Annotated in this window: 13 protein-coding genes and 1 riboswitch; of the genes, 5 read left to right on the plus strand and 8 right to left on the minus strand. The window is 67.1% G+C overall.

What is annotated here, in order from left to right; translation table 11 throughout:
* Window positions 1-175: 175 nt before the first annotated feature.
* Both DGI_RS10790 and DGI_RS10795 read left to right on the plus strand, forming a co-directional pair.
* Window positions 176-517: a DsrE family protein gene (locus DGI_RS10790; protein WP_021761055.1), complete on the plus strand. Its 342-nt coding sequence runs from the start codon at window positions 176-178 to the stop codon at window positions 515-517.
* A 190-nt stretch (window positions 518-707) separates the two neighbouring features.
* The gene (locus DGI_RS10795; RefSeq protein ID WP_021761056.1) at window positions 708-920 is read left to right on the plus strand and encodes a hypothetical protein; all 213 of its coding nucleotides are present in this window, start codon (window positions 708-710) and stop codon (window positions 918-920) included.
* A gap of 66 nt (window positions 921-986) precedes the next feature.
* Here the strand turns inward: DGI_RS10795 and DGI_RS10800 are convergent, their stop codons facing one another.
* Window positions 987-2138: an aminotransferase class V-fold PLP-dependent enzyme gene (locus DGI_RS10800; RefSeq protein ID WP_021761057.1), complete on the minus strand. Its 1152-nt coding sequence runs from the start codon at window positions 2136-2138 to the stop codon at window positions 987-989.
* Between the two features lie 118 nt (window positions 2139-2256).
* Between DGI_RS10800 and DGI_RS10805 the strand changes: the two genes are divergently transcribed.
* Together DGI_RS10805 and DGI_RS10810 are read left to right on the plus strand one after the other, a co-directional pair.
* A complete protein-coding gene (locus tag DGI_RS10805; RefSeq protein ID WP_027193458.1) occupies window positions 2257-3066 on the plus strand; it encodes a hypothetical protein in 810 nt (269 codons plus the stop codon).
* Between the two features lie 2 nt (window positions 3067-3068).
* Window positions 3069-3809: a hypothetical protein gene (locus DGI_RS10810; protein WP_021761059.1), complete on the plus strand. Its 741-nt coding sequence runs from the start codon at window positions 3069-3071 to the stop codon at window positions 3807-3809.
* A 12-nt stretch (window positions 3810-3821) separates the two neighbouring features.
* On the opposite strand, the gene DGI_RS10815 is transcribed toward DGI_RS10810, so the two are convergent.
* Window positions 3822-4976, minus strand: a complete 1155-nt coding sequence (locus tag DGI_RS10815; protein WP_021761060.1) for a cysteine desulfurase family protein — start codon at window positions 4974-4976, stop codon at window positions 3822-3824.
* 170 nt (window positions 4977-5146) lie between these two features.
* Between DGI_RS10815 and DGI_RS10820 the strand changes: the two genes are divergently transcribed.
* Complete coding sequence (locus DGI_RS10820; protein WP_021761061.1) at window positions 5147-6286, plus strand: hypothetical protein; 1140 nt, start codon at window positions 5147-5149, stop codon at window positions 6284-6286.
* On the opposite strand, the gene DGI_RS10825 is transcribed toward DGI_RS10820, so the two are convergent.
* The 6 genes from DGI_RS10825 to DGI_RS10850 are packed head-to-tail and all read right to left on the minus strand — an operon-like array spanning window position 6268 to window position 12560.
* Complete coding sequence (locus DGI_RS10825) at window positions 6268-7917, minus strand: glycosyltransferase family 2 protein (RefSeq protein ID WP_144284172.1); 1650 nt, start codon at window positions 7915-7917, stop codon at window positions 6268-6270. The two genes, DGI_RS10820 and DGI_RS10825, sit on opposite strands and share 19 nt — an antisense overlap.
* A complete protein-coding gene (locus tag DGI_RS17285; protein ID WP_021761063.1) occupies window positions 7890-9125 on the minus strand; it encodes a glycosyltransferase family 2 protein in 1236 nt (411 codons plus the stop codon). The genes DGI_RS10825 and DGI_RS17285 overlap by 28 nt, the downstream gene beginning before the upstream one ends.
* A 16-nt stretch (window positions 9126-9141) precedes the next feature.
* Window positions 9142-9870, minus strand: a complete 729-nt coding sequence (cobI, locus tag DGI_RS10835) for a precorrin-2 C(20)-methyltransferase (RefSeq protein ID WP_027193455.1) — start codon at window positions 9868-9870, stop codon at window positions 9142-9144.
* Window positions 9867-10727, minus strand: coding sequence for an ABC transporter substrate-binding protein (locus DGI_RS10840; RefSeq protein ID WP_235621132.1), 861 nt, complete (start codon window positions 10725-10727; stop codon window positions 9867-9869). The genes cobI and DGI_RS10840 overlap by 4 nt, the downstream gene beginning before the upstream one ends.
* Complete coding sequence (locus DGI_RS10845; protein ID WP_021761066.1) at window positions 10666-11493, minus strand: ABC transporter ATP-binding protein; 828 nt, start codon at window positions 11491-11493, stop codon at window positions 10666-10668. The genes DGI_RS10840 and DGI_RS10845 overlap by 62 nt, the downstream gene beginning before the upstream one ends.
* Window positions 11490-12560, minus strand: a complete 1071-nt coding sequence (locus tag DGI_RS10850; protein ID WP_021761067.1) for a FecCD family ABC transporter permease — start codon at window positions 12558-12560, stop codon at window positions 11490-11492. The genes DGI_RS10845 and DGI_RS10850 overlap by 4 nt, the downstream gene beginning before the upstream one ends.
* 216 nt (window positions 12561-12776) lie before the next feature.
* Window positions 12777-12955, minus strand: a riboswitch (cobalamin riboswitch).
* Window positions 12956-13079 lie beyond the last annotated feature (124 nt).

Consider the following 13079-nt stretch of genomic DNA (forward strand, 5'->3'; position numbering starts at 1 on the left):
TTGCTCCTTTGCAAAATTAAACACGAAGGACTGTGCTGGCAGCACACTAGCGCATTCCACGGGCAAAGAACAAGCGGCGCCTGCTCCAAAACTGCTTGCCAGACGTGGCGAATCCCCGTAAGGAGCATGCGCCAAAGGGGCGTACGCGCCCGAACCTGCAGCCGGAGCTCTATCCATGTCTTCCTCCCGTCTGGCGATCCTCTGGACGTCCAGCGACCGCGAAGTGGCCCTGACCATGGCCTTCATGTATGCCCGCAATTCCAAAACAGAATCCTGGTGGGACACCGTCCGCCTGGTGGTCTGGGGTCCCTCTGCCGAGGTGCTGGCCATGGACCACGACCTGCGCCAGCAGATCCGGGACCTGCGTCAACAAGGCGTCGAGGTGCTGGCCTGTAAGGCCTGCGCTGATCTCTTCGACGTGGCCGACAGACTGAGCTCCCTGGGCGTCACCGTCCTGCCCATGGGGCCGGAACTGACGGCCATGCTCAAGGATGACTGGAAAATCCTGACGGTCTAGGACAAGTTCTTTTTGAGAAGGAGTGCTCGGGGGAAAACCGTTCTGAAGAAAGGTTCTTCCCCCGAACTCCCTTTCNTGCAAAAGGGTTCCCCTCTCGATATGTCCTTTTTCAAGAGTAAAATGCTCTAGCCGTTCACCTGCGGCTTCTCCGGCCTATACCCGCCACCACCCGGAACCCCGAGGGCACACCATGGACGACTCCCCCCGCCGTCCTTCTCCAGACTTGCCCGCGCTCCTGGCGGCCATCAAGCGTCGCAACAAGGACGCCATGGCCAGGGACGCCGCCCCAAAGGCCGCCAACCGCCGGACCTTGGCGAGGGTGCTGGGCCAGATGCTGGCCCAGGGGCAGGACGACGAGGGCAAGGTATCTTTGAAAGAAGTTCTCGGGGGAAAACCTTTCTGAAGAAAGGNTGCAAAAGGGTTCCCCTCTCGATATGTCCTTTTTCAAAATTAAAATACGCTAATGACATCAGGCCTCGGCCAGGCTTTCCTCCAGCGCCGTAAGCAGCCGGGCCACGTCTGCCGGGGTGTTGTAAAGGTGGGGGGCGATGCGGATGGACGTTCCACGCACGCTCACGTACACCTTGCGCGCCGCCAGGGCCTTGGCCAGCCCCTGGGGCACCTGTCTTGAGCGCAGGCCGGTCATGTGCGGCGCCCGGGCCGCCGGAGGCGGTGCGGAAAAGCCCAGCGCCGTGGCCGTGTCCAGAATGGTCTGCAACATGGCTGCATTGTGCGCGGCCACTGTGGCCACGCCCCAGGCCTTGAGCAGCCTGAGGCCCTCCTCCACCACCGGCAGTTGGAAAAAGGCCGAGACCCCGCCCGTGTCGAAGGTTCTGGCGCCGCCGCGGTAGGCGTCGGCATAACGGGTGAGTCCGGAAAAATCGTCGCTCCCCTTACGATTCAGCCAGTTTTCTTCCAGGGGCTCGCCAGCCAGCCAGCGCGGATGCACGATGCAGAAGCCCATGCCGTACGCGCCGAAGCACCATTTGTGCGAGGCTGAGATGACAAAATCCGCGTCCAAGGCCGCCAGATCCAGGGGCATGGCACCAAGGGCCTGGGTGGCGTCCACCACCAGGGGCAGGCCGCGGTCCCGGCAGCTCGCGCCGATGCGCACCAGATCCACCACGGTGCCGTCGGTCCAATGACAGGGCGGCAGGGCCACAATGCCCACCCGCTCGCCAGCCGGACCATTGAGGGTCTCCAGCACGGCGGTGGTCCAGTCGTCATCCGCGGGGCGCGCCACGGTGAGCACCTCGCCGCCCACGGCCCGGACCTTCTTACGCCAGCAGTAGACATTGGACGGGAACTGATCTTCCAGCACCAGCACGCAGCCGCCTGGAGCAAGGGGAAGGTTCCTGGCGGCAATGGCCAGCCCGTAGGACGCCGCCGGCACCAGGGCGATGCGCTCGCCATCCACGCCGAAGACCTCGCCAGCCAGAGGGCGAATGCGCTCCAGGACGGCGAAGAAGTCCGCCGGGGTGATGGTCCAGGGGTGGGCCTTGGCCTGCAGGGCGGCGGCGGCGGCCTGCGCGCCGGCATTGGGCAAGGGCGAGGTGGTGGCGCAGTTGAAATAGGCCACGTCTTCCGGGATATCGAACAGATGGCGCTGATTGTCGGGCATGATCCCTCCTTTTCACGGGGTCTTTGTGCGGCATCGGGGAAAAAAAGTCCAGCCGCGGAAATGTCCGAGAGTTGCCTTATGTCGCGGCCCTGGATACACACACGGGCAAGGAGCAGCCATGCGCTACAACATTGCGGTCGCCGGCCTGAGCGGCGTGTTTGATTTGGGGCTTCAGTTGTTTCGCAACAACGCCCGGGCGGCGCTGCTGGTGGGGCTGTTGTTGTCCCTGCCGGGGCTGCTGGCCACCGGCCTGGAGCTGGTGGATTCCGACCTGCTTAACGGCCCGGCCTTCTTTGGGGACAGCATTGACGAGACCATGGCGCCGTCTCCCCCCGCAGCGGCCGAAGACGAGCTGACCCCGCCCCGCCTCACCGTCAAAAACGCCATCACCCTGGGCATCAGCCTGTTGCAGGCCTTTTTGTTCTTCCCGGTCTCCTCCGGGGCGCTGACGCTGCTGTTCACGGCGGATCTGTTCGGTGAATCCATGACCTGGCAACAGGCCCTGCGTCAGGCCTGGCAGCGCAAGGTGCCCCTGTGCGTCACCATGGCCCTGTCCACATTGTGCATCATCCTGGGCATGCTGCTCATCGTGCTGGGGGTGTACTTTGCCCTGCGCTTCACGCTGATCTATCAGACCGTCATGCTGGAACAGGCAGATCCCAAAACCGCCCTGCGCCGCAGCGGCGTGCTGATGAAGTCCAACTACTGGACCGCCCTGGCCCTGGTGCTGCTCATGTGGGGGCTGACCATCGGCGTCGTCATCGGGGTGTCGGTCACGGCCAGTCCTCTGGTGGCTGGCGTGGTGCAGTGGGTGGTGGAAGCCGGGACCATGTGCGCCGTGAGCGCCTGTTACACAGCCCTGTACTTTTCGGCCCGGCACGCCAAGGAAGGGTTCCAACTGCAGCCGGGAGCATCCCGGGCCGCATAGCCGTGACCGCGCCCTTCACCCTTCGTCCGCTCGGCCTGTCTGGCGTGCTGGACCATGCCGTCAGGCTCTTCGTCCGCACCTTTGCCGACTGTCTGGTGACGGTGCTGGCCGTTTCCGGCCCGTTCTACGTCATCAACACCCTGCTGGACCGCGCCGCCGCCGCAGGGATGCTGACGGAAAGCACGGCCGCGGTATGGAATATTCTCATCTTCCTGTGCTATTTTTTCCTGCTCGTCCCGCTGCAGCAGGGCATCATCACGCCCCTGCTGGCGGCGGAATACCTCGGGGAGCCCATTACCCGCAGCCAGGCCTTCCGCCTGGCCCAGGCCCGGTTCTGGCGTCTGGTCTGGGCCAGGACCCTGCGCTACACCCTGGTGCTCGCCGGGCTGCCGGTATTTCTGGTGCTCGGCATCTGGCTGTATGTCCGCTATTTTTTTGTGGAGGAAGTGGTCATTCTGGAAGACAGCAGCCCGGTTCGATCCCTGGGCCGCAGCGGACAACTGAGCCGGCACGCCGTCTGGATGATCCTGCTCACCAGCACGGTCTTCCTGACGGGGAGCATTGCGGCATTCATCCATCTGGAGTCCATGCGGGACCCGATGCTGCGCATGTCCCTGGAGGTGGCCTTAAGCGTGCTGCTGGTGCCGGCGGAACTGGCGGTCAACTGCGTGCTGTACTTCTCGGCCCGCTGCCGCAGGGAAGGCTTCGCCGCACAGACGGCCGCCCTACGGGAGGCAGGATAACGCGGCGAGGCCCTACACCCGCACCAGCCGGGCGGCGAGTTCCTGCATGTCTGCCACTGTGGTGAAGCGGCCCCAGGAGATGCGCACAGTGCCCAGGCCGTGCCTCGGGTCCACGCCCATGGCCTGCAACACGCCGGACATGCTCGCCGTGCCGCCATGGCAGGCAGCCCCGCCGGAGACGGCCACGTCCTCCATCACCAGTCCCGAGAGCACATCCCCTGCCCGCCGGCCGGTGAGGCCCAGGGAGAGCGTCTGCGGCAGCCGTGGGGCTTCCTGTCCATGGACCACAAATGCCACCCCCGCCGCGGTCAGGGCGTCCAGCAGGATGCCGGCCAACGCCGCCTGACGCTCGGCCTCGGCCGGCAGATCCGCCGCGGCCAGGGCGCAGGCCTCGCCCAGGGCCACGATGAGGGGGATATTCTCCGTCCCGGACCGCAGGCCCCCTTCCTGGCCGCCGCCGAACACCAGGGGCGAGAGCCGTTCCCGGGCCGCCGCAGAGGCGCACACCAGCGCCCCCACGCCCTTGGGCGCATACATCTTGTGCCCGGCGATGGTCAGATAATCCGCCCCCAGGGCCGGCAGGTTCACAGGGATTTTCCCCACGGCCTGGGCGGCGTCGGTATGCAGCAACGCGCCGTGGGCGTGGGCCAGGGCGGCGATTTCCGCCACGGGCTGCAGCACGCCGGTTTCATTGTTGGCCAACATGACGGACACGAGCTTCGGCCCCTCGGCGTCCCGGCTGCGGTGCAAGGCCTCTTCCAGGGCGGCACGCTCCACCACGCCGCGAGCGTCCACAGGAAGCGCGACCACCTGCACGCCGCGACGCTCCAGCACGCGCGCCGGCCCCAGCACCGCCGGATGCTCCACGGCGCTCACGGCCAGCCAGCCCGGCCCGGTCTGGCACTCGCGCATGAAGGTGCCCAGCACCGCCAGATGGTTGGCCTCGGTGGCGCCGCCCGTGAAGACCACGCCCGCCGCCTGCTCCATGCCGAGCAGGGCCGCCACCTGGGCGCGGGCGCACTCCATGGCCTGCCTGGCGTCCAGGCCCACCTCGTGGGCGCAGCCGGGGTTGCCGGGACGATCGGCAAAAAACGGCAGCATGGCCGCCAGCACGCGGGGATGCACGGCGGTGGTGGCGTTGCAATCGAAATACAGCGGTCGAGGCATGGCGATTCTCCCGGGACGCAGTGCAAGGGGTGGCCACGTTGTGACGCGCTCCCGGCGTCCGGTCAAGGCATCTGGTGGATCACAACGGCCTTGTCATCCATCCGGCCGGGACGTATGATAAGAGGATTCGCCCGCATTCGGCATCCACATCCACCCCCGTTTGACCACGTATGAACCACTCCCTGCGCATCACTCCCGTGGAGTTCGGCACGCCCGACTTCACCACGTTCCTGGATCTGCCCTGGAAGCTCCACGGCCATGAGCCCAACTGGGTCCCCACCATGCTGCGCCTCCAGCAAAAGGACTTCCTCAACCCCAAAAAAGGGCCGTTCTTCGAGTTCGGGGAAGCACAATACTTTCTGGCCTGGCGTGGCGATACGCCTGTGGGCCGGCTCAGTGCCCACGTGAACCGCAATTACGACGCCTTCCATGGGCCAGATACCGGCTTTTTCGGATTCTTCGTCTGCCAGGACGACGCCGAAGCCGCCGCCGCCCTCATCGACACGGCTGCGGCCTGGGTCAAGGCGCGCGGCAAGACCCGGCTCCTCGGCCCGCTGGGCTTCGGTATCTATGATGAAGTGGGCGTCCTCATCGACCGCTACGAGCTGCCCCCGGCGGTGATGCAGGTCTTCAACCCGCCCTACTATCCCGCCCTGCTCGAAGGAACGGGGCTGGCCAAGTCCATCGACTGGAAAGGCTTTCGCGGCCTGCCCACGGAGGAGATGCGCGAGGTGGCCCAACGCCGGCTCAACGAGGCGCTGGAAAAGACCAATCTCACCTTCCGCAAGCCCTCCCCCGCCGAGGTGCTCAAGCGCGTGGAGGAAGTGCGGCTGATCTTCAACGAAACCTGGAAACGGAACTGGGGCCATGTGCCGTTTACGCCCAAGCAGTTCAAGGCCGTGCTGACCGAGCTGCGGCCCATGCTGCGCACCCGCTTCATGCGCGCCTTTTATGACGAGCAGGACCGTCTGGCCGCCTTCATCATCACCATCCCGGACATCAACTATGCCATCAAGGACGCGAACGGCCGCCTGAACCTCATGGGCCTGTTCAAGCTCATCAAGGCCGCCTGGTTCTCGCCGGTGAAGAATGTGCGGACCATCATCATGGGCGTGAAGGAGGAATACCAGGGCCAGAGCCTGCATCATGCCTTCATCGCCGCCACCTACCTGCAGCTTCTGGACACGCCGAGCCTGGAATGGTGGGACTGCTCCCTCATCGTGGAGACGAACATCCCCATGATCCGGGCCATGCGGGCATACAAGGCCCCCATGGGCCAGACGTGGCGCATCTACGAAAAAGCGCTCTGATCCGCCACCGCAAGACCAACCAGCGCGGCAGACCACGCCAGGGCCTGCTGCTGCAGCGCCGCCTTGTTGCCGGACCACTTGCCGGCCAGCTTGTGGAAGTTGGCCGCGGCATTGGCGGATTCCGCCGCGCTGGCCAGCAGGCCCCGGCCGGAGCGCTTCTTGTGGCGGATGGCCAGATGCCCCTGATACAGGGCCGGGAAGCCGGCCTTCGTCAGGGCGAAATCATGGTCCACATCATCGTACTGAGTCGGACTGTAGCGGATATCGAAGGCCGGCACCGCCGCCAAGGCCGCGCGGCGGAACAGGTGGCAGCAGCCGGTGACGCTGAGGCACGGCCGGCAATAGGTGAACTGCCCCAGATCCAGGGCGTGGCGGTGCACGTCCGCCATGGCGAAGGCGGCGTCTTCCTGGAAGAACTGCTCCACCTGCTGCACCAGACCGGGGCTTGCGTCCTCCAGCACCCGGGCCCCGGCCACGCCGGCCGTTGGGAAGGCGGCCAGCCCGGCATGCAGCCGGCCCAGCCACTCCGCAGGCAGCTCCACATCATCATCCAGAAAGGCCACAAATTCGCACGCCTGCACCTCGGGCAGGGCCAGCAGCCAGTTACGGGCCGGCGCTGCGCCCACATTTACCGGCAGGCGGATCACGGTACAGGCCTCGCCCAGACGAGCCTGCCAGGCCGCGCAGACCTCGGGCGTGGCGTCGGTGGAGCCGTTGTCCAGGATCCGGATGATGGCCCCGCCCCGCTCGCTGGCGGCTAGGCTGGCCAGGGTGGCCTGCAGCTCCTCGGCCTTGTTGAAGGAATACAGGCAGATTGCGGTGGATGATTGCGGGATGGACACCGCTCCGGCCAGGCCGTGCTGCAGATCCCGCACCGTCAGCAGGGCATTGATCCGCCAGGGCTGCTGCCGCAGGAGGGTCAGCAACGCCTGGATGGCGGCGGTCTGGTTGCCTTCCGCCACCCTGGCCCGGGCCAGGCGCTCCAGGTGCCAGGGACCGAGCACGTCGGCATGCCGCTCCAGCAGCCCCACTGCCGCACTAGTCCGGCCGGTACATAGCTCAAACTGCGCCTCCAGCCACTTGCCCACGGGCGCCAGGGGCGGAAAGGCCTTGAGCCCTTCCAGAATCTCCCAGGCCAGCGCCTGTCCCGTGTCGCCATCCACTCCGCCGATGCGGGCCAGTCCGTGATGCCAGCCGTGCCAGCGCCAGAAGCAGTTGCCCGGAGCGAGCGACAGTTCCCGTTCCACCATGATTCGCATGGCGTCCCAGTCCCCGGCGGCTTCCAGGGCCTCCAGGCGGGCGGTGCGATCCGGCGGACGGAAGGTTGCGGCGATGATTTTGGCGGCCTTGGCCAGTTCCGGATGGATGAACACCGGCGGCAGCGCCGCCACGTGGCGGGCCGTGGGACCGTGGAGGGGATCGGCCATCCAGGCCGCGACCAGCAATTCCGCCGCCAATCCCGTCAGGCCCGTCAGATTTGGCTGATTGGCCTCGGCCATCTGCATGGCCAGGGAGGCGCAGGCCAGCAGATGCGCCTGCCCTGTGGCATTGATCAGCAACCGGCGCGCCAGGGCCGGCGGCAGACTGCGCCAGAACGGGGCCATCATCTCGCGGTGAATTGCGTCATCCATCTGTCCCAGACCTCCAGCAAAAGCGTGTCGCCCGCGGCGTGCGCCCGGGCATGTTCGGCCACGGCCACGGCCCGGAGCCCGGCCGCATCGGCCAGGACCTGACGCACGGCCGCCAGCCGGGTGCGCGCGGCCTGCAGCCGGCCGGCATCGCCGCAGATTCGGGCCAGCCGCTGCGTTTCTTCCAGCACCGCCAGGGAAGGCAAAAACGCCCCCTGCCGGGTCCGCACGGCCAGGGCGGCAGCCGGCTCCCCGCGCCGCTCCAGCCAGCCGGCCAGAATGACATAGCCTTTTTCCCAGGCCGGTTCCATCTCCAGCAAGGCCTCCACCCGCCCGGGGCGGGGATCGGCCTTCCAGGCGGCGGTCACGGTCCGCTCCCGCTCCGGTCCGGGATGCAGGACGGGATCCAGCCACGGCGTGAAGCGCAGTGCATAGCCGTCTTCGCCTGCCAGCCGATGCAGGTCCGGCCGCAGCAGATCCCCGCACCGGTCCAGCAGCAGCCGGCTGTTCTCGCGCTCCCGGGCAAAGCGGCCGGCGCTCTGATGCTCGGCATGGATCAGCCGCGCCTGAGGCAGCACGGTGAAATGCCTGCCGGACGCCGCCACCCGGGCGCAGAAGTCCACGTCCTCCATGCCGTTGACATAGCCTTCGAAAAATCCGTCCAGATCCAGAAACAGCCGCCGGGAGACCACCATGGCCGCCGCGGTGATGCACTGCAGCCGCCGGGACCTGCCGGCGACCTCGTGCCCCGACGGGTACAGATGATACGGATGCACGCACTTGATGGAATGCGCCACGGCCACGCCCAGGTGCTGCAGCCGGCCGCCCTCGGGGTATAGCAGCGTGGGGCCGACGCCGGCCAGGGCAGGATCGGCGTCCAGGGCGGCCAGGCAGGGGGACAGGCAATCGTGGGTCCACACGGTGTCGTTGTTGAGAAGCAGAAGCCAGTTGCCGCGGGCGGCCCGGCTGCCACGGTTCACGGCCGCCGCAAAGCCACGGTTGTGCGGCTGGCTGAGCAGCGTGAACGCCTCGCCGAACAAGGCCGCGCCCAGGCCGGGCAACTCGGCCGGGGTCTGGTCCGTGGAGCCGTCGTCCACCGCCAGCACCTCGAACCAGTCCCCGCGCAGATGCATCGCCAGGGACTGCAGACAGTCCCGGGTGCAGGCCCAGTGGTTGAACACCGGGACGACGATGCTGACGCGAACGGCCATGCCTTGTGCGACTCCCCTACCCCTTGCGCTTGACGAGCATGAGGGTCAGATAATGCGGGGAATCGCCCAGGCTGTCCAGATCCCGGCTCCACTGCTCGCCTTCCAGGCCCAGCCGGGTGAAGGCGGCAGAGGTTTCGCCGCAGCCGGCCTCTGTGACCACCTGTTTCAGTTCCTTGTAATTCTTGTACGCCTTGAGCACGGCCACGTTGGGCGAGGCCGCCATGGCGTGCCTGAGGGCCTCTCCGCCGGCCACACCGGGCAGCACCAGCAGGGCTTCTCCGGCCTCGGCCAGGGGCGTGACGGCCGTGGCCGCCGCCAGTTGGAAGGACGTGATGCCCGGCGTGGCCGCCAGCCGGGCCTGGGGGTACAGGGCCGCCAGGGTGCGCGCCAGATAGCCAAAGGTGGAGAACAGCAGCGGATCGCCCAGGGTGAGGAATGCGGCGTCCTTGCCGGCAGCCAGCACCTCGGCCACGGTATGGGCGTTGGCCTCCCAGGCGGCGGCCAGGGCGGCGGCGTCTGCCGTCATGGGGAATGGCAGACGCGTCACCGGCGTGTCGGGCTTCAGGTGCGGCCGGGCAATCTCCAGGGCGTGGGAAAAGTCGTTCCTGCTGGAGGCCGCGGCAAACACGGCATCCACCTGACCCAGCAGCCGCACGGCCTTGAGGGTCAGCAGTTCGGGATCGCCGGGGCCCACCCCCAGCCCGTGCAGCACGCCCCAGGACACGGACGAGGCAGTGGCGGTCATTGCGCGCCTCCGTGCAGCCAGGCGGCCAGCTCTTCCACGGCGTCTACCGCAGCCGGACCGGTGCGGGCGAACTTCCGCCCCTCCACCACCAGGGTGCGGTTGTGTTTGACACAATCAAGATGCTGATAATGCGGACGATTCACATACGGCTCCGGATTGGGGTTCATGGGCCCGCGCTGCATGAGGCAGGCCTGCGGATTCAGCCGCAACAGGGTTTCTTCGCTCAGGCGGACGTGCCGGGCATCTTCCATCACCAGCTGCCGGCCGCCGGCCGCCTCCACAATATGACTGGCCAGGGACCCCCGGCCGGCCACCAACAGATTGGGATAGCGGATCTCCACCAGCACCGTCAGCCGCTCCCGGTCCTGCACCTGCCGCCGCACGGCCTCCAGTCGATCCTTGAGATCCTGGATGCGTTGCGCGCCGGTCTGCCCCGCATCCACCAGCACGGCCACGCGCTCCATGGCGGCAAACAGGGCGGGGAAGTCATCCATTGCGAAGGCAGCGGTGGGGATATTCAAGGACTCCAGGGCATTGAGCGGCTCGCCAGCCTCCTCCCGGCCGGCATGCTGCAGCACCAGATCCGGCGCAAGGGAGAGGATCAGTTCCAGATTGGGCCTGAGATGCGTGCCCACGGCCGGCACATGGGCCAGGGCCGGGGTGTCGTCGTCGGCAGTGGTCCGGCCGGCGATGGCGTCCGCCTTGTCCAGGACCAGGAGCACATCCGAGAGCCCGCCATGCAGACAGACGATGCGCCGGGCCGGGCGTTCCAGACGGATTGTCTTGCCGCGATCGTCAGTGACGCCAGCTTCCAGGGCCCACAGTGCGCGCGGCGGCAGGCACATCGCCAGGAGCAAGAGCCACTTGAGGCAGGCCCAGGAGCGGATGCTCCATGACCACGAGAGGTGTTTCATAAATGAATTCCAGGGCGGTTTGGCGCATCACCTGCTGCGGTGGTCCATCCAGAACCAGCCGACCCTGCTTGAGGAACAGCAGACGATGAAAGTACAGGGCCGCCAGGTTGATATCGTGCAGCACGCACACCACGGTGGTGCCGGCGGCATGGCGCCGTTGCAGCACCTGAAGCAGCGCGGCCTTGTGGGCAAGATCCAGGTTGGCGGTGGGTTCATCCAGCAGCAGGACGGGCGTCTGCTGGCACAGGGTGCGGGCGATGCAGGCCCGCTGCAGTTCGCCGCCGGAGAGGCGTGCGGCGTCGCGATCCGCCAGATGCAGGACATCCGCCTGCAGCATGGCGTCCACGGCGGCTTCGCGGTCGGCGCGGGTCAGTCCGGACCAGAAAGACGCATAGGGATGGCGGCCCATGAGGACGAGATCCCGCACCGTGCACCCCGCCGGAGCCTCCAGCTGCTGCGGCAGGCAGGCCACCCGCCGGGCCCGCACTGCCGGGGGCAGCCGATGCACCGGCGCACCGCCCAGCAGCATGCTTCCGGCCAGGGGTGGCAGCAGTCCGGCCATGGCCTTGAGCAGGGTGGACTTGCCGCTGCCGTTGGGTCCCAGCACGGCCACCAGTTCGCCCCGGCGCAGGTGCAGTTCCACCCCCTGCAAGACGGGCCGGCCCTGCGCCCCGGGATGGCTGCAGGCAAGCCCCTCGCAGCGGATCATGCCGCCCTCCTCGTCTGGCCGCGCCCCAGCAGGACGCAGAAAAACGGACCGCCCAGCAAGGCCGTCACCACGCCCACGGGCAGTTCCATGCCGCCGGTTTCCGTGGCCAGCAGCGTGCGGGCCAGGACATCCGACCAGACCAGCAGCACGCCGCCACCCAGGGCCGAGGCGGCCAGCAGGGCGCGCGAACGCGGCTTGAGCCAGAGACGGAAGGCATGCGGCGCCACCAGCCCCACAAAGCCGATGATGCCGGAAACGGCCACCGCCGCCGCCGTGACCATGGTGGCCCCGACCAGCAACACCAGCCGGACCCGCGGGGCATCCACCCCCAGCAGCAGAGCCTGCTCCTCTCCCAGGGCCAACAGATCCAGCTCCCGGGCGTAGCGGACCATCACCAGACATCCCACCGTAAAAAAAGGCAGAAACAACGCCACATGCCCCCAGCCACGGCCCTGCAGGCTGCCCATGATCCAAAACACCATGGCCCCCACCGCTTCCTCATGCACGGCTTTGACCAGGGTGATGCAGGCCGCCAGCACGCTGGACACCACCACCCCGGCCAGGACCAGGGTTTCCCGGGAAAGCCCGCCGGCGCGTCGGCCCAGCAGCAGCACGGCCGCCAGGGTGGCGAGCCCGCCCAAAAGCGCCGCCACGGGCAGCGCCGTCAAGGAAAGTGTCGCCAGGGCGGAATCCATGCCGGCCAGGGCGGCCACATCGCCCAGGCGCACGCCCAGCCCGAGGACCAGCGTGGCCCCCAGCGCCGCACCGGCAGAGACGCCGAGCGTGAACGGGTCGGCCAGGGGATTCTGCAGCACAGCCTGGAAGGTGACGCCGGCCATGGCCAGGGCCGCCCCCACGCCCAGGGCCAGCACGGCCCGGGCCAGACGCAGATCCACCACCACCGCGCGCACGGCGTCTGGCAACGTCGTGGCATCCATCAGGCCCAGCGCCCCGCCCACGGCGCGCACCACCTCGTGCAGGCCGATATCCCAGGGACCGAGCACGCAGGAAACCAGCACCGAACACACGGCGCAGGCCACGAGGACAATCCAGAATCCCTTATGCACGAGGAATCACCGGCCGGCAGACTGCAACGGAACTGGCGGACAACCGCAACATCGCCAACATCGCATACGCGCTGAACACCATGGCATCCGGGGCGGGAACAAGAATGTCCGACGGCAGAAATGCAACAGACAACCCCATGCACGCCGCCATGGCAATGCACGTGCTGCTGCAGGCCGGACAGATCGCGGCAGGCAATAGCCCCGTTGCCCGCGCGAGAAACAGCACACCTTCAGGCAGGTCTTCCGGCTCGCCCCACCTGCCCCGGCCTTCCCAGGATCGCTCCCAGTGGCACATGAAAGAGGCAGACGCATCAAGGGCTTACGGCGGCGGGTCCGCTCCCGGGTTGCACGGGATTCCCTATCAAGCCAACGGCACCCAAAGGCGTGAAACGGCCAGAAGCTACGACTATTGCCGCAGCATTGTCAATGCGACTCTCCTGCCTTGACAGCATCACCGTGATGCATGTAAGAATAACCGTCAAGAATGATTGTCTTTCCTAGAACAGCTCTACATCTTCT

This window comes from Megalodesulfovibrio gigas DSM 1382 = ATCC 19364 (genome assembly GCF_000468495.1).
Taxonomy (GTDB): domain Bacteria; phylum Desulfobacterota; class Desulfovibrionia; order Desulfovibrionales; family Desulfovibrionaceae; genus Megalodesulfovibrio; species Megalodesulfovibrio gigas.